Origin of the sequence: Vibrio sp. McD22-P3, from assembly GCF_021568915.1 — a bacterium.
GTDB classification, from domain to species: Bacteria; Pseudomonadota; Gammaproteobacteria; order Enterobacterales; family Vibrionaceae; genus Vibrio; species Vibrio mediterranei.
In genome coordinates, this window is the sequence record NZ_JAKGTN010000010.1 from 206,733 (window position 1) to 224,303 (window position 17,571).

Sequence of the window (17,571 nt, forward strand, 5' to 3'; positions counted from 1 at the left end):
TGTTCCTAGAAAACACTGTTATGTCGTATCCGAGTGGTTTGGATGTCATGGCTAAGACGTTGTTCATCTTCAGAATTAGATTCCAAGAATGATCCACGTTGGTACAGAACGATAAGAGTATTGTCTTGTTCAACATCGAGTAAGCTACAAATCTCTTCCATATCATCCGAATCTAGAGAACGTTTGAAAGCATCCATCTGACCAGAGAGATTATAAGTACTAAATATACTCGCCATGACTCGCTTATCTTCCGTTTTCTCACCACCACCTGGATTTACTACCTGGTTAAAGGAAACCTTTTCACCTTGATTTAGTTGTGAGGTGAAAGCTAATGCTCTTGCCTTTGCACAACTTTGAGTTCCATCATCATATGTTGCGCCATTTACCCATTGTGCTTTGATCCAATTCTGATGTTCACCACGAAGGGCGCGGTTCTTCTTTCTGTACGGCCCATCATCACCGATTAGTTCTTGACGGATTAAGCTAATAGCTTCTAAAAGTTCTGGGTCAGTAGTAAAGATGGAGAAATCGAAATCAGGGTCTCGAAGTTTACCAGGGACAGCAATATAGCCTTTGGTTGAGTAGGTTTTGCTATCGGTAAGTTTTTTCGTAATCTTGTTTTCAGAAACAGGGGCTATTGTCGTACCACGGTCAAACCCTCTTACTTCATAACGTGAACAAATTTGGTCAAATAACTGATGAAGTCCTTCAAACTCATGGCTGTTATGATTGGACTCTAAATGATCAAGTAGTTCACCATAGGCTCTGACTGCATCGAGGTTGGTGTAGTGCTTTGCTGTAGTATTTTCATGATAGCCACAAGCTCGACCAATATTAGCTTGTACAACCGCTGCAATATTAGCAATTGTGCTATCCCAAGAGTTGATCAGTGTCTCTTTCATCTCTTGACCGAAGTTAACGCCAGCCCTAAATCCCGCTACTGTTATTGCTATCAGTTTGTCATCAAATAATGCAGCAGTTTCGTATTCACGCTTAAAGTCATTGATAGAGCAGAGTTCATGTTCTTCTAGGCCTACTAGTTTTTGACCAATAATATGAATTTGATGTGGCTCAATACCGTTAGAGAGCAAAACATCTCTTGCAATTTTTGCCTGACTGCTAGGTACTCGAATTAATGACCAACCAGAGCCTTCATGTTCTTTGATTTGGCGAATAAAACGGTTTCTCAACAGCGAGCTGTCGCAAAAATCACGTGAATTTTCATCCAGTTTAATGATCTGGTTATTGCGGTGCATTTGGCGAATGCCATGGTACTCATTACTGGTTTTATGGAAGACCAAAGAGGTGTTGAAGTTATGGCGGAGAATGGAGTCTTCACCAGCCGCATAGAGCGCACTAAACGGAGTCGCAGAGACAAAGGCAACATTGCAGTGGCGATTGTCATGCTCAAGGTAATTGAAAACCTTGTCGTATCGCACGCTATCAATGCTTGAACCATAGTGACACTCATCAATAATGATCAGCTTAGGGGCTTGAAACTTGAAGTGTGTCTTTATTGCGGATTCAAAATTTGTAAAATTACTGACGACCACGTTTTTGCTAGCAGACAGGTCTTGTTTAGCCTGCTCTTGAAGCGTAAGGTCAGCCATGGTTACTAAATATAACGTGTCTTTCAGACATTTTCTGTCGATTATCACTTCATCTGAAAGTGAAAGTCTTTGCAAGCAAGATAGGGCAAGTGCAACACCTGATTTACCAGATTGCATTTCCGCAGCAATGACGACTGCTCTAGATCCTGCCTTAAACTGGTTGAATGCTTGTTGTGCTGCTTCGCGTTGGTGTGGATACGTATTATTTGAAATAGTATGCTCAGCAAGTTTGCGGTGCTTATCAGAGTTATTCATGGTTAGTACCAAAAGTGGGAGCTAACAAGCCCCCGCTAAGATTATTAATATACCGATTCGGTTTTGTCTGAAAAATGAGATTCATCGCTTAGATCTCCAGATTTTTCAGGCAATTCATTATGTTGTTTCTTTGCGATGGAACGCTCGATATCGTATTCACCACGTTTGTAGAGTACAAACATTGTGTCGTCTCGCTCGATATCGAAATAATCACACATGTCATAAACATCCTCTAAGGTCATAATTTTTTTATCAACCTGGCGACGAGAGATGTTGTATACACTGAATATGGTCGCGGTGACTAGCTTGTTTTCTGACAGTTCGCCTGAACCAGGAGCGACAACACGGTTAAACTCAAGGTATTCATCGTTGTCTAGCATTGCTGTGTAGAGCTTTGCTTTCTCTTCCTGAGTACCGTCCGCATGAGCTTTCTCAGGGTTGTTGTAACTGTCACCATTGACCCATTGTGCTTTTATCCAGTTCTTCTTTTTGCCACGCATTGCTCGATTGCCTTTGACGCTTGGCGCTCCTTTGGCAGTAAACTCATTGCGAATTATCTCAATAGCTTGAAGAAGGTGTTTATCTCTGGTGTATTGGGTAAAGTCTGCTTCGTCATCCAATAGTTTAGCTGGAACAGCGATATAACTGTCTGTCCGATAGGTTTCAACGTCACCGATAGGTCGTCTACGCTTATATTTGATCGTTAAACCAACATCTAGACCGTTAACTTGATACTCTTGACATACATCTTCAAAGAATTCTTTTAGTCCATCAAAGTCTGAGGCAGCTTCCTCGGAGCACGTTTTTTCTAAGTGATCCAAAATAGAGGCATAAGCTTCTGTTGCATTGAGATTCGTAAAGTGCAGTGAAGAATTGTTGCCATGGTAACCACACGCACGACCTATGTTGGCTTGTACAACTGCTGCAACGCTAGCAACGGTACTATCCCAAGTCGAAATTAGATTGTTCTTCATCATTGCACCAAAGTTGATGCCAGCTCTTGCGCCAGCAACAGTGATTGCAATTAATTTATCCTCAAAGATGAGAGCATCATCAAACTCACGTTTAAAGCGTTCTATGCTGCAATGCTCATCCTCGGGAACACCAGTTAGCGAGTTGCCAAGAATATAAACAGAACTTTCATCTACGCCTTGACTGATCAGAAATTCTTTAGCATCCATTGCAAAACCAGCAGGAACTCGGACTAAAGACCACCCCATACCCTCGTGAGACTTAAATTGTTGGATAAACTCGTTACGTTCAGGTGAGTCTACTAGGAAGTTTTTAGTGTCTTGATCCAGTCCTTTGACTTTGCCACTCTTTAACATTTCACGGACACCATAGTATTCATCGCTGGTTTTGTGAAATACTAATCGAGTGTTGAAATCTCGCCTCAAAATAGAGTCTTTAAGTGCACTTTGGGCGGCTTCTTGCGCCTCAAGAATAAGAGCCTGATCGTCTTCGTATTCGGCCTCTTGTTGAATTTCAATAGCCTCTTGATATTCAGTTTCCGCTCCGTACAGAGCACCGAAAGGAGTAGCAGAAATGAATACTACTTTACAGCTATCGTTCTCTTGTTCAAGGTAATCAAAGATCTTACTGTATCTGACAGCAGATACGTTTGAACCGTAGTGACACTCATCAATGATGATCAGCTTAGGTGGGTTTCCTTTAAAGTCATTCTCCAACGCTTTTTCAAAATTAACAAAGTTACTAACGACTACATTCTTCGCTAATCTTAGGTCAGCTTCGGCTTGTTCTTTTAGTGCTGTATCAGGCATGGTCACTAAGTAGAGTGTATCTTTAAGCTGCTTGCGATCACAGATATCGATGTCACTTAAACTGAGTCTTTGTAAGCAGCATAAGGCAAGAGCTATTCCTGATTTACCTGCTTGCATTTCTGCCGCAGTTACAACTGCTCGCACATCACCAATAAGAGCATTAAATGTTTTCGAAGCCGCATTGACTTGGTGCGAGTGAAGAGTGTTACTTTCAAGTATGGTATGAACCATATGACGAAGTTTGTCTGCTTTAGTTGTCAATTTTTCTAGCCTAACTGTCACCAAAATAATAGTTGCATATTATACCGATTAGACCTGCTTTTGTGAAAACTACTTATGAATTAGAGTTAATGACACGGATTGTTAAGCTTGATTATAAGTTGCGGCATTAAACTACGGCAAAGAGCATGTAGCATCGTTCATTCCCGATTCTAATAGGCCAGGCATTAACAATTTTGGGTAATGATCATGTGGGAAAGCTATCGCCTCGGGGTAGTTCTTAATAAGTACAATTAAGACCGTATTTTAGTTCTTGTGGCGTCACACAGAAGTGATAGGGCTTTTAGTCAGTGACGGCTCTTGCTCTTCGCCTTCTTTCAAGCGTTCTATTTGAAAGTGCAGCTTAGCAAGCACCAGTTCAATATCTGCCACTTCTCCATCAAAAAGGTCTTTGCCACAATGATTGAGAACTGCTGCAAAAATGCGCTCAGCTTGAGCCAAGAATCGTTGTTTCGGTTGATTAAGTGAAACAGGAATTTCGCGTATGCTAATTATCTCTTTGTAAAGTTGTGCTGCATATAAGCCATCGCGCTCAATTAACTTGGCAAACACTTGATATTCTGAACTATCAATTTTTCGGTGGTCGATAAGCCGCAATCGGCAAACACGTTTAATCATTTGCGCAGCACCAACGCGAGCTGCTGCTTGTGTATCGCACTTGAGATGTCTAGCAAAAGCAACGAATGCCGCTGCTTCGGTTGTGTGTTCTCTGTAGTTGACTTCACGTTTCATAATTGACACCAGTGATGTTCTTGCAATTGTTTCCATTGCTTATTCATTACAACAATATTACTTGAGTGAATTTTCTTGTCTAATACAAATAAATGCATAAATTCAATGATTTGTGTGAATTTCGAATTCAACCATCTGTATTCTCAGGATAATTATTGTCCTAAAAATATTAAAAAAATTTGGGTAAGTATTTTTTAATCGACTCTATCAAGTGACGTTATAGGCGTGGCCCAGCTGCGCTGGAAAGATAGCCAGTGATTTGCTGATAGGGAGGTTCAGATGTCTTAATCAATTCAAATAAACTCATCGAGAAACTAGCCCGTCATTATTCGCACCATAAAACTGGAGTAAATTTTGGCGAAGCCAAGGCTACAACAAATTTTCGGTAGTCCATCAGGTAGACGAGAATGACTCTGTTAGCTACATAATAATTTCAGAGTGAAATTGGTATACAGTTGAAAAATAAAGGTTTTTTCTTGACATTTGAATTTTGATAGCTATAATAGTGTTATGAATTGGAATGAGTCTCGACTCCGTAGTTCAATTCTGTGTCTCGGGGGAGGCATCAATCATTTGATTATGTGTGACACCGGTGATTGCCGTTGAATCGAGCGAATCGCCATCGAATTAATAAGGGGAATAATTATGCAATCTGATTACTAAGGACTAAACGCCTATGCTTCTGAACATTAAAGAAAAACACTCTGATTACTATTCTGCTGAAACAACCAGTGGTCAACACTGTAAAATCTTCATAAACACCACTTCTCACCAACTTCAACTGGGCAAGCAATTTCTTAATGTTGAAGATCTCGAAGGCACAGATATACAGCTAACAGTCTCGATTAAAGACGAGTCCAAACAGCGTCGTGTAACACTGAAAGCCGATAAAAATTCTTTGTTGATTTCTGATTGTAAAAGGCTAGGTGGAACCTGGGACAAAGAACTGGCTGCTTGGACTTTTCCGAACTTTGTTGCAAGTGAAGTTAGACAGCTCGACGAGCTCTACAACAGTCAACCCGCGACAATTGAACTCACTGCGAAGGAAGAAATTCGAGAATACGGCAGTGATATTGAGTTTGCAGGTCTCCAGCTTTGTAGAGCGTTTGGACGTGACCCCGGGGCTCGTATTCATGCCGATGTGGCTCTTATCTCTGGCTACGCAACTTCCGCCGGTTCTGTCGAAAACTGGGCAACCATTCTCGACGAAGGGGCGGTACTTCGCCTTCAAATTCCATCAAAGCTACTTGAAGTTCATCAAGATGATCGCTTTGACATCAAGATAATCGATTAACAATTCAACTTTGAAACTTAGATTACTCCTGAAGCTGGAGTGGTCGGGCATTTTACACCCAAAAGAAAGGTAATAGTTGTATCAATACATGCTTCTGAAGAGCGTTCAACTACGCATAAAAGTGAATTGGAAAAACTACTTTTATGCACACAGATAGATATGGGTTCGATAGATACAGTTGCTGCTTTATACAAACAAGAGATTAATGAGTAAAGGTTAACAATAATGATTGAAATATTCGAAATTGAACGACTTATGAGATTGCTGGCGGAAGGTAATAGAACTAAATCATTTAGAGTGATTCTCATCTTAATGCAGATAGCGAGGTATGGAACGGCAAAGTGGGTCGAGCTTAATTCTTTAGCTAGAGACCTGAATTTGAAGGTGATAATTAAAAGTGAACTAGAGGAACTCACTAAATTCCGGTACATAGAAGTTCGACACGGTATGTACGGTAATCCCAGGCGTAAATGTTATCAAGTGCGACTACTTGAAAGTGTCAGGTTATCCCAATCGGAGTATTCGAAAGAGGAATCAAGCCTATTCGGGAACTGCCTTTATCAATTATACCAATACGTACCAAGAGGTGGCGTACTCGTTGCTCAAGCTTTATTTGCAGTTTGTAACAAACAAGCTCGCACAACTTCAGAAGTAAGAGCTTACCTATATGCGCCTGGGGGAATAATCATTAAGAGTTACGCTGATAAACTTGAAAGAGCAAATCTCGCGCAGGTTGCCAGGATAGATGAAGACGACCGCACACAAGGCTGCATACTAATACCTCTTCCACCTGTGGAGAAACTATTTAATGAAAAATGAGTTAAGAAATTATCAATCTGAGGCTGTCGAGTCAGTGTTATCCTTTTTGAGCAAGAAACGAGGAAACCCCCTCGTTGTCGCACCGACCGGTGCTGGGAAAACACTAATCATCCGGGAAGTAATTAACCGACTATTGCAAAAGACAAACAAGAGAATTGTTATACTGACCCCTCGAGTTCGATTGCTTCAACAAATCGCGGAAGAAGTATCTGGGGGCTTATTGGCTGGCTCGTTAGGTCATAGAGACATTTCTTCTGATGTAATAATTAGTACAACTCAAAGCTTCATTAAGCATGAGGTTGAAGATGTCGGTTATATTGTTTTCGATGAGTGTCATTTGTTGTCCTTTGATGAAACTGAAGAAAGCGAAATACGTAACCGTTTGGTTACTTCATTTCCCAATGTACCTATCATTGGATTGACTGCTACTCCGTTTCGTAGAAATACGTTGTTATCAGATCAGGATGCATGGACCGAAGTTTATCGTATTACTTTATCCAAGTTACTGGATCAAGGATACCTGTCTCCGATTAGACCCATTCGAACAGATTCTGTGTTGTCAGCGAGTGGTATGGAAACCATGTCGGAAGAGTTAGAAAAAATAACTCGTGCAAACATACAGACATCGAAGAAGTTACTTATCGATAACAAAAGGCGAAAGGCGCTTGTGTTTGCCAAGAGCATAGAACACGCAGAGTTCATTGCTCAATATCTAAAGTCACTCAACGAGGAGGCGTTGGTTGTCCACTCTCGATTAAACCAAAGAGAAATTGATAAGCGTTGTGAGCAATTTGAGCAGAAAGATAAGCGCCAGTGGATGATTAATGTTGGACTATTAACAGTAGGCTACGATAACCCAAGTATTGATGCGCTAGTTTATTTACGTTCAATTCAGTCAATAACACTGTGGATTCAATCGGTGGGACGAGGGATGAGAATCCATGAGAAGAAGAAGGATTGTCTTCTGATAGACTTCGGAAAGCATGTTTCAAGATTTGGTCCGCTTGATCAAGTATTGACTGGTTCTGGCGGAGAAAGAGACAGTAAACAGCATAATACGCTAGAGCGATATTGTGGTGCTTGCGGTAGTGAAAATCATGTAAGCGCAAGATCTTGCAAGTTTTGTGGAGGGGAACTGCCGATACGCCTAAATCTATCAGATGCTTCTGAAGGCTTAGATATTCTAAACGATTCATACGATATTGATATTGTTACAAACATTAAACATAACGAAAGGAACGGTCAGAAAATATTGTTTGTGAACCGCACAAAAGAGCCTATTTTTATTGATAGATTATTGGTATCAAAACAACCCCAAATTGGTGATTCAGTAATGATTAGAAAAACGAGGCAGATATCCATGTGTGTGAGAATAGTAAGTTAAGATGTGTGATTCATAGACAATCCTTCAACTATACAGGGTGTCGATGGACAGAGAAATCCAACCGTTCAAGTTCTGGCTCTTTTGAGTAGAACTCATAACGATTCTCCATTATCAACGGTAAAACCACCTAACTTCGCAAATCATCTTTTCTGGCTGCATGACCTCCCCAAAGAAGCGGTTTAGTTTCCACTTTTTAGTTGAACCTTTTTGATGGTGCGTGGTGTTTGGAAATAAAAGATATCACAGCCAATGATCTACTTCGAATAGTGTGCCTACAAAGCAAGGTTAAAAAATCGATTGAATGGTTTTGAGATAGACCCGCTGCGCGGAACTGGACCATCTGCTAGATCACTTTCGTCCAAGTGTTGGTGCTATCAGGTAGATTTAAATATGGCAATGTTGACATTAATTGGTCTAATGCTCTGAAAATAATCACTGTAAAAATTTCAAATCGTGCACTCCTATATATATTGAGACCAATTAAAACAGTAGGGAAGTGTGTTCATAGATCTCACAGGAGTAAAAAATGAACGATCTTGGTGTTGTTTAAAGATGGTTTCGCTTGAAATAACGTTATTGAGCTTTAACTTTGAACGTTGCTGGCTTACTTCAATCGCGTAGCGATTGGTCATAAACAAAGATTTGTACACAAACAAACAGGTAAAATTTTTGCGGGTGGCTAAAGCCCAACCTCTAACACCAATTCACTTTCTGAAGTAGGTCCTGTTTTGCACTGAGGATACAAAAAGTAAAAGAGGCTCTTCTTTAGCTAAAGCTTTCGGCTTTAACACGTCGACATATTCATGGACGTTAGCCCATGGGATTATAGCTCTTTCAATTTTTATTTATCCTTATACGCATGCAGTAGCATCTGAGTGATGACTCGGATACTATTCCTTTGTTTAGAAAAAGGAAATGGTACATGGGAAGTCGTAAAATTGCTGTTCTAATTGATTCTGAGAACACGCCGCACTCTAAATTGAGCTCTATCATTGAAGAGCTATCACGCTACGGTCAAATCATCGTCAAACGTGCTTACGGCGACTTCTCGACTGAGCAACTCAAAAACTGGAAACAGCCTCTTAATGAACTAGCCATTCAAGCGAAGCAGCAATTTGCATACACTACGGGGAAGAACTCCACTGATGCACTCATGATCATTGATGCGATGGACCTTCTTTATAGCCAACGATTTGATGCTTTTGCGCTTATCTCAAGCGACAGTGATTTCACTAGCCTTGCAACGAGGCTGAGAGAGTCCGAAATGTATGTGATAGGGGTAGGCAAGGCAATGACCCCCGCTTCGTTTAAAAACGCTTGTGATGACTTTGTTGCTATCGAAAACCTAAACGGTGATAAGCCACAGGAGGAGTCCCCGCAACCTCCTCAACAATCCACTCAAATAAATGGTGTTGAGAAAGAAATTTGGCAATTGATGCATCGCGCATGGCAAAACTATCGTGATGAATCTGGCTGGGCGAAACTAGGTGAAGTAGGGCAGTACCTCAAACGATTGAAGCCCGATTTTGACCCGCGTAATTACGGTCTAAAGAAATTGTCTGACTTTTTCGATAAGTTCCCAAATCGTTACTCTACACGTCAATCCAAGCAATCTGGTCTGGAATTTAGACTTGTTACCAAAGGCAGTAAGCAGTGAGAGCGAAGTGATCGTGCTAATGGGGCTGTAGCTCGGAATTGCCCCAAAAACTGCTTAGCTCTACAATCTTGACTCGATACTGTTGTCATTAGTTGACCTACTTCAGCTAATGGTTAAATATGCACTAAGTTTACTACGATATGTTCGGCAAAAAGTGTGTGGATTTGATAGTACAAGATCTGTTTGTGTAACGTTAGGTTACATCAGGCTTGAACGATGATATATGACGGATTGAAAGAGTTAAGCAGGGTATTTTAGAGGGACAAGTTCCGGCTGACATTATCTGTCTAACAATTGTTAGGTTTTTGCCATCACCTGTAATGCTATGAGGTGTATCTTAACACCTCTAATCAGGTGGCCAAATTCACAATGCCGCTACAAACCACACAAAGTCCAAATAAGGGAGATAAAGAGTGAGAGGTTCAGAAGAGTTTTATAGTAGCCCCGAAAGCAATGATTGGATATACATTGGAGGGGATATCTATAATCGAGAATGGTCAAAAGTTGGTAAGACAACTAACAGGCTAGATACACGCCATCGATCTTCCCAAAACCCTGGTTATTTTATATATGCTGCCTTTAATATAATGCGCGGTAATGTACACGAAATTGAAAGAAATCTACTAAGCTACCTTAGCGATCAACCAAACCTAGATAGGCTGGTTCATTTTAGCACGGGGAATCTAAGTGAGTGCTTTTGGCTAAACCCTGTGCAAATGACCTACTTGGTTGAGGACTTTATCGAAAGAAATTATGGGTCATGTGTAACTTACGAAAATAGTTTGCACGGTTATATGAGCCGCTATCAATGTCGAGATGATATTCGCCGTTATTATGATAGTACCAATCATCAATCGTTTTCTTCTATACCCCCGTCAAATAGCTTAAATAGTTCGAATTACTTTACAGGTAACCAAGAAGAGTATGAAATCGATCTCGGTGGCGGTCATTACCTTGATGTGCCCAGTGGTATGATTAAACATATTGATGATGAATTCTGACAATATGAAAATTGTTATTATACCAGTGATCATTGAAGATGCTTGATTTTCAATAGAATCAGGATCATGCTACGAACCATGAAAATTACACTGACCCCTCAACAGAAACTACAACTCGAACAGATGCACGATTCGACTCGTGATGGTCGAGTGCGTGATCGTATTAAAGCTGTTTTGCTGGCTTCTGAAAGTTGGAGTCAGGCCATGATTGCTCAAGCTCTTCGTATCCATGAATCGACCGTTGCACGTCACCTCAGCGACTACGTACTTTCTGAAAAACTTAAGCCTGAGAATGGCGGAAGCCAAAGCAAACTTTCTGCTACTCAAACCATGCACCTAATCGAGCATTTGACTGAGAAAACCTATGCTCATACTCATCAAATTGTCGCCTACGTTAAAGATACATTTGGACTTGATTATACTGTTTCTGGTATGAACAAATGGCTTCACCACAATGGTTTTAGCTACAAGCAACCGAAAGGCGTACCACACAAGTTTGATGAAGCAAAACAGCAAGCATTCATAGAAGCTTATGAGGCGCTAAAGGCAAGCTGTGGCGAGGATGAATCGATAGTCTTTATCGACGCAGTTCACCCAACACTATCAACAAAAATATCTCATGGTTGGATACGAACTGGTCAGGATAAAGTGATTGAAACAACGGGGAATCGTAGCCGATTGAACATAATTGGCGCACTGAACCTGTCGGATATCGGAGCAACGATTGTTCATGACTATGAGAGCATTAACAGTGAATCGATTGTTCGTTTTTCTGTAAGTTAAGAGAGAGTTATCCGTTAACCCATAAGCTTCATATCATCTTAGATGGTGCGGGGTATCACCGAAGTGACTTAGTCAAAGATGCGGCGTTTGTCTTGAATATTGAACTGCATTATCTTCCACCTTACAGTCCAAACCTCAACCCAATAGAGCGGCTATGGAAAGTCATGAATGAGAAGTCGAGGAACAACGTTTACTTCAAAAGAAAGCAGGACTTCAAGTCGGCAATAGAGCAATTTTTTGCTGTGACTCTTCCAGAGATCGCAGGCTCTTTGGCATCTCGAATTAATGATAATTTTCAGACTCTCAAGCCTGCATCTTCAAGTTGATTCGGTATAGGTTAGTGGAGCATTATCTGTAAACTTACAAAAAATTAAGGGTGATTCGTCACGTCTAGCATTTTACTATGCGTTGGTTTTAGTATTTAAAGCGGTATGCGGTAGCATCGGTATTGCGTGACTCACACCTTAATTTTGCGTTGGCTCACAAAGGAGAAATAATAAAATGCATAGAATATCGGAAATCGAAATTAATAATTTTCGTTCATGTAAGAAAACAAAGATTAAATTAGAAACGTTTACTCCGCTTGTGGGCTACAACAATGCGGGTAAATCTAACATTCTAAAATGCTTGGATATGCTTGTTCGCGGAAAGGGACAAACAGAATCAAGCTTCAATGATTCTAAAAAACCAATAGAGATTATTGCTCGTCTAGTTGGTTTGACAGACAAAGCGCTAAATCACCTTTCCGCAGCTCAGAAAGCAAGCTTAGAGCCATACATCGTTGGTGGTTCATTGGATATTCGCTTTTTTCAAGAAAAACCTGGTACAGCAAAAAATGCTGTAGTACTTGGTATTCGATCTCCTGAAAAACCTAACGATGACTGGAGTAATCCAAATGGATTGCCTCAAGCAGTTACAACATTGTTCCCTGAGCCAACATTTATCAATTCAATGGAAGATTCAGCAGAAGATGTTTCAAAATTTAAAGCAGGGAACACGATAGGAAAGCTAATTTCAAACTTGCAAAAAGAAATTATCAAAACGAAAGGCGAAGAGATCAATACGGCGTTGTCCGCTATCGGCAAGAAACTTAATCTCAGTGGGGAGGAGAGGCTTCAAGAATTTTCAAAGTTCGATGATTCTATCAATGGAAAAATTGGTGATTTTTTCCCCGGCTTAACACTTAATTTAGATATCCCGACTCCTAATATCAGTGACTTATTTAAACAAGGTAGTATCAAAGTTACTGAAACAGGTAACAAAAGGAGTACGGATTTTTCGGATATGGGGCATGGTGCCCAACGTGCGATACAAATGACGTTGATTAGGCACCTTTCTGAAATCACAAAAGACGTGACAAAAGAGGGAAAAACTAATCTGTTGTTGATCGATGAGCCTGAGCTGTTTCTTCACCCTCAAGCTATCGAGCAGATTCGTGGATCGCTGAAAGTACTTGCGAAAAAAGGCTATCAAGTCGTCTTTTCAACCCATTCTCCTTTTATGATAGACCAAGCTGATATCCCAATTACTAACATAGTGCGGAAAAACGAAGAGGGAACAAAAGTAGAAAGTCGCTTAAAAGAAGCAATCGAAAAAGTACTCGATGACAATGAGTCTCAAGCAAGACTGTTGTTCGATACCTATAACCTTGGACAGATACTGTTTTCTGATATGGTGTTAGTTGCTGAGGGTGATACAGAAAAGCATGTACTTCCAACCTTATTTCAGTCTGCTACAGGTAAGACACTTGGTGAATCGAAGTTGGCGCTAGTGATTGCTACTGGTTCACCTAATATACCAGGTATGCTTTCAATTTTGAGTGAAATGAATATACCCGCTAAGGCTTTAGCTGATTTAGACTTCGCTTTTACTGTAGCTAAAACAAAGAAACTTATTGATAAGGAGCACCCAGCCTTAGAAGCTTGCTTAGACATAATTCAAGAATTACAGCCGGAGCATGGTTTCGTACTAAATGGACGAAATCCAACTAAGGGCAATAACTTTAAAGCTTCGGATATTTATGAACTTTTAGCTGGCCAAGAAAAATCGAAAGAACCGATTGGTGTTATTCGTGAATATTTCAAAGAAAACTCAATATGGGTATGGTCGTTAGGAGCGATTGAACCTCACCTTTCTCTGGACGCAAAAGAAACTGGAGAGTGGTATAAGTTTAAGCAAAAACTCATAGATAACCCGCTAGAAGATGTAGTTGCTGATCATGAGCATATCAGTGACTTTGTCGCGTGGTGTGTGAGCTAACAAGCATTTAAGATTTCAAGATATTTATTCTAGCTAAACGATTTAGATCTTTAAATCTAAATCGTTTATGTCCGTGCGACCTGAAGTCGTATGAAGCGTTGTTCACCACGATAAGAGTGAATGAATGGTACGCCCCGCATTTGCATGTAAATTGGTTATGTTTTAATTTTATCCGGTGTTTTTGACTGATATGGCGGTCCTTATCTTTAGTGGCACAGCTTCAATCGCGTAGCGATTGGTCACAAACATACAAACAAAAAATGGTGACATTTTTTTGCGGATATCTAAAAGTCTAACCTCATCTCAAATACAAGTTAACTCTCAACGTCGGCTATGCTCTGAATTGAACATGCAGCAAAACTAAAATCCAATCTTCGAAAGTTCGATGTCATTAACATTAACAGGAGTGCTAATGAATCCGCCACCTTCGCCACCATCTATAATGTCGCCGAGCGCTCCAATCAAGTCATCTCTCATCTCATGAAGAGTGCCTCCACCTTCTCTAGCTTCGAATATGAGTTCTTGAGGAGGAGAGTGAATAATGGTCGAGAAGCAGAGGTCCTCATGACTCAACTGCGATGCTTTGCCAAAGAGAAGGTCGAGCAGCTCCATAATTGCTTTTGCCCATGCAACCATGTTGATGACACTCATTTTTGCCTGGCCATCGCCGAGGAAAACTCCAAGATCAATAAATGCATTTCCATCGTTATTCATCTTTAGTACAAACGGCTTCTTCTTACGAACAACAATGGTTAACTGAGCGTCGTTCAGCTCTATTCCAAATCTCGCAACAATGGTGGCTCCCAGCGCAACATTGTCGCGAATTGGGTCATAATCAATACCTTTGCCGCCCAATTCCTTTGACTTCAATAGAGAGCCCCACGATGCGTGCTTTGCTGATATCTTTGAACCCGCGTGCCAGTTCTCGCCATTCAATGAGTAACTGATGCCGGATATGACGCCCAATTGGTTTTCTCTCGCTTTGACTTGCACGCCTTCCTTCTCGAGTCTCTCGACAAACAACTTCATCGTGAAAGGGTTGGTTTTGTGTACTCGATTGATGCGTCGTCGAAGGTTAATGCGCTGCATATCCAGCTCAGCCATGCTTTCACCGATCTTTCTACTTTTCTCACTTTTTGACTTCTTGAGCACTTTTGCTTTTTTGCCAAGGCTTGTGTTAGTGCCAAGCAACTCCTCATAAGGGTTTGGAGCGACCTTCAAGCCATGCATTTTGGAGACCTTTGCAGCAGCGCTCACGGCTTTCTCGTAGTGTCGAAAGATATCGAGTGTCTTTCCATTGTCCTGCACTAAATGATGGTGAACGTGCGCATGTAGGTGTTGTTTGTCAGAGTGAAGGAGTCCGAAATATAAGCTATTGTGCCATCCCATTTCTTGCATGAAGTCATTGATCACAATGTTGAATTGCTCAGGAGTTAGCGAGTCTTCGTGATCCAATGTTAAACTGAAGTGGTTCATGTATTTGCCGCCACCTTTCTTGCCTTTTCTCTTGAGGTCTTGATTTCTAAATTCAGCGACAAGCTCGTCAGTGTTTACATCAATAACATTGTCATCCTTATCCCTTGTGAAAGGGTCAGATGCAAATGAAGTGCCGGGAAGGAATGCGACTTTATTCTGTTCGGTCAGGTCATTTCCAGCTGATGCTCTCGCATTGTAATCAATTGTATTTTTATATTCTTTTCTCACGCCATGATCTTGGTGTTCCATAATAATTGCCTCATCTTGTTCTTATTATTGTCCCGCCGGTTGGCGGGGTAGGACTTATTAGATAAGCTTTTCTTTTAGCCTCTTTGAAATCTCTGGGATTTCATCTGCTTTCTTCATTACTTTGATTTTCGCAAATGTTTCTTTGTTGAAGCTTTCCCTGTGCAATCCGGTTTTTGTCTCTTCATGCAGTTTTTTGACGACGGCTTTCAGTAATTTCAAATCTTTTTGTAGTTTTTCCAATCCTTTTTCGGTTCTTATTTCATTTCTTTGCCATCGTGCAATTTCATTGACTGCTGCCGTTGCCTGATTTAGGTTTGTGCCGATTTTTCTCAGGTCTTGTTGCGTCCTTTCAGCCGATTCACCGGGCATATTAATGACAATGCCCTTGTCGTTGAATAGCTCAATAAACATGTCATATAGCATTGAGCCAATGCTGTTGTAGCCGGTGTTCTCTCTGAGATAATCAAGTATTTCATATTCAGAAAGAGTCGTTTTGAACCTCACAACTTCTGTCTTTTTATCCTCGGGAGGCAGCTTCTTTCTGCCTCTATTTTCTTTTTTCGGTTGCTCTATCGATGAAAATCTTGTAGCCATAATATTTCTCCTGCCGGTATTCCGGCTATTATTTTTATCTTTCTTTTTTGATTTATATTTCCCACTCATCTTGTGCGAGATCTTATATAGGAAATTGCATTATTCTATTTGCTTTTGATTCTTTTTTAAGAACACATTACGCAGAAGACGCATCGCGGCTTTGAGTAAGGATATTTTTGTGGCTATTTAGGTGCGCCTAAAATAAAATCGAAATGCAGGCCATGAAGATGTTTATTTTAGTGTTCCAAAATACGGGCCTGCTTTAATTTTCAAATTTTGAAATGGGAAATTTCGTTTTTTTAAATTCTAAATATTCCCCATTTTTTATATTTTGAATGTCACAGAGTGGCTTTGCAATGATTATTTTGATGATGTTAATTTCTAGAAGAATACATATTAAATATATTTTGTTTTGTCATTTGAATGTTTCTTTAAAAGAAATGAATAAAATGTAGTTGATAAAGTTATTTGATTTATTTTGGTGCTCCTAGAAATGCCAATTCTTCTCCCACGAATGCAAGTTTCTCTCACACGAACGCAAGTTTCCCTCCCAATAGGGCCTTGTTGCGTAATTCGGACAGAAAACTTAACCGCCTGAAATTGAGTGATTATTAAACAACACACTGAGTTTCAGGCATACCAAGCCCTGTCAGCTTGTTCAGCGCTTTAATCATGGCGTAGGTTTCACCAACCTGAGCATTGTAGTTTCTTAGGCTTAACCTTCCACCTAGCAACTGCTTCACACGATACATGGCTGTTTCAGAGAGTGAACGCTTATGATAACCATACCGCTTTTTCCACTTCTTGTTGGAGCCGTAGAGTTTTTGGCAACCCACGGCTAAATTGCGAGGGTGCCCTTGTTCCCAGAAGGCTGCCCCTTCTCTTGGTGGGATAAGCGGAACAGCTCGCTTAATCCGTATGGCATCATGGCAGTTCCTTGTGTCGTAAGCTCCATCTCCAGATATCTCAATGATTCGTCGACGTGTTTGCTTGAGCAAATTAGGAAGGACTTCTGCATCAGTGGCATTAGATAAGCTCAGCTCTGCTGCTACTATCTCGTGAGTGCTTGTGTCGACTGCTAAATGCAGTTTTCTCCAGACTCTACGCTTCCCGTCAGTACCATGCTTTTTGACCTTCCATTCACCTTCGCCATAAACCTTGAGACCAGTAGCATCGATAGCCAGATGCTGTATCGCACCTCTGGTTTTAGTTTTAAATGAAACCTCAACTTCCTTAGCTCGACGGCTTATACAGGTGTAATGTGGACAAACAAGCGGTATGTTAGCCAGCTTAAATACAGAGTCTAGAAAGCCTTGCAGCGCTCTCAATGGCATAGAGAAAACACGTTTTACCATCAATGCGGTAGTAATGGCTAGATCGCTGAATCGACGAGGCCTA

11 protein-coding genes and 1 pseudogene are annotated in these 17,571 nt (G+C 40.7%); 6 read left to right on the forward strand and 6 right to left on the reverse strand.

The genetic code is table 11. The features are described from left to right. Positions 1 to 5: 5 nt before the first annotated feature. The 3 genes from L2W36_RS13815 to L2W36_RS13825 all read right to left on the reverse strand — a co-directional run bounded on the left by L2W36_RS13815 (position 6) and on the right by L2W36_RS13825 (position 4,657). On the reverse strand, positions 6 to 1,865 hold the full coding sequence (locus tag L2W36_RS13815; RefSeq protein ID WP_236110299.1) for a DEAD/DEAH box helicase family protein: 1,860 nt from the start codon (positions 1,863 to 1,865) through the stop codon (positions 6 to 8). A gap of 44 nt (positions 1,866 to 1,909) precedes the next feature. Continuing rightward, positions 1,910 to 3,907, reverse strand: a complete 1,998-nt coding sequence (locus L2W36_RS13820; RefSeq protein WP_236110300.1) for a DEAD/DEAH box helicase family protein — start codon at positions 3,905 to 3,907, stop codon at positions 1,910 to 1,912. Between the two features lie 279 nt (positions 3,908 to 4,186). Continuing rightward, positions 4,187 to 4,657 (reverse strand): hypothetical protein, encoded by a 471-nt coding sequence (locus tag L2W36_RS13825; protein ID WP_236110301.1) that lies wholly within the window; start codon positions 4,655 to 4,657, stop codon positions 4,187 to 4,189. A gap of 676 nt (positions 4,658 to 5,333) precedes the next feature. Here L2W36_RS13825 and L2W36_RS13830 point away from each other — a divergent pair. The 6 genes and pseudogenes from L2W36_RS13830 (at position 5,334) to L2W36_RS13860 (ending at position 13,854) form a co-directional block, all read left to right on the forward strand. Further along, positions 5,334 to 5,951, forward strand: coding sequence for a hypothetical protein (locus tag L2W36_RS13830; protein WP_236110302.1), 618 nt, complete (start codon positions 5,334 to 5,336; stop codon positions 5,949 to 5,951). An 808-nt stretch (positions 5,952 to 6,759) separates the two neighbouring features. Continuing rightward, on the forward strand, positions 6,760 to 8,154 hold the full coding sequence (locus L2W36_RS13835) for a DEAD/DEAH box helicase (protein WP_236110303.1): 1,395 nt from the start codon (positions 6,760 to 6,762) through the stop codon (positions 8,152 to 8,154). Positions 8,155 to 9,076: 922 nt separating this feature from the next. Further along, positions 9,077 to 9,811, forward strand: a complete 735-nt coding sequence (locus L2W36_RS13840) for an NYN domain-containing protein (RefSeq protein WP_236110304.1) — start codon at positions 9,077 to 9,079, stop codon at positions 9,809 to 9,811. A 413-nt stretch (positions 9,812 to 10,224) separates the two neighbouring features. Then, entirely contained in the window at positions 10,225 to 10,812 is a 588-nt protein-coding gene (locus L2W36_RS13845) for a hypothetical protein (RefSeq protein ID WP_236110305.1), read from the forward strand. 78 nt (positions 10,813 to 10,890) lie between these two features. After that, positions 10,891 to 11,921 (forward strand): annotated as a pseudogene (locus L2W36_RS13850) (IS630 family transposase). A gap of 175 nt (positions 11,922 to 12,096) precedes the next feature. Continuing rightward, a complete protein-coding gene (locus tag L2W36_RS13860) occupies positions 12,097 to 13,854 on the forward strand; it encodes an ATP-dependent nuclease (protein ID WP_236110306.1) in 1,758 nt (585 codons plus the stop codon). Positions 13,855 to 14,214: 360 nt separating this feature from the next. Here L2W36_RS13860 and L2W36_RS13865 read toward each other — a convergent pair whose 3' ends face one another. The 3 genes from L2W36_RS13865 to L2W36_RS13875 all read right to left on the reverse strand — a co-directional run. After that, a complete protein-coding gene (locus L2W36_RS13865) occupies positions 14,215 to 15,579 on the reverse strand; it encodes a relaxase/mobilization nuclease domain-containing protein (RefSeq protein WP_236110307.1) in 1,365 nt (454 codons plus the stop codon). A gap of 57 nt (positions 15,580 to 15,636) precedes the next feature. Continuing rightward, positions 15,637 to 16,173: a hypothetical protein gene (locus tag L2W36_RS13870; protein ID WP_236110308.1), complete on the reverse strand. Its 537-nt coding sequence runs from the start codon at positions 16,171 to 16,173 to the stop codon at positions 15,637 to 15,639. Between the two features lie 611 nt (positions 16,174 to 16,784). Further along, positions 16,785 to 17,571: IS5 family transposase (locus L2W36_RS13875; RefSeq protein WP_236110309.1), on the reverse strand; the 787-nt coding region annotated here is incomplete at its 5' end.

Coding starts and splice junctions, on each gene's coding strand:
- L2W36_RS13815 (WP_236110299.1), bottom strand. CDS start 1,865: ATGAATAACTCTGATAAGCACCGCAAACTTGCTGAGCATACTATTTCA.
- L2W36_RS13825 (WP_236110301.1), bottom strand. CDS start 4,657: ATGAAACGTGAAGTCAACTACAGAGAACACACAACCGAAGCAGCGGCA.
- L2W36_RS13830 (WP_236110302.1), top strand. CDS start 5,334: ATGCTTCTGAACATTAAAGAAAAACACTCTGATTACTATTCTGCTGAA.
- L2W36_RS13835 (WP_236110303.1), top strand. CDS start 6,760: ATGAAAAATGAGTTAAGAAATTATCAATCTGAGGCTGTCGAGTCAGTG.
- L2W36_RS13840 (WP_236110304.1), top strand. CDS start 9,077: ATGGGAAGTCGTAAAATTGCTGTTCTAATTGATTCTGAGAACACGCCG.
- L2W36_RS13860 (WP_236110306.1), top strand. CDS start 12,097: ATGCATAGAATATCGGAAATCGAAATTAATAATTTTCGTTCATGTAAG.
- L2W36_RS13865 (WP_236110307.1), bottom strand. CDS start 15,579: ATGGAACACCAAGATCATGGCGTGAGAAAAGAATATAAAAATACAATT.
- L2W36_RS13870 (WP_236110308.1), bottom strand. CDS start 16,173: ATGGCTACAAGATTTTCATCGATAGAGCAACCGAAAAAAGAAAATAGA.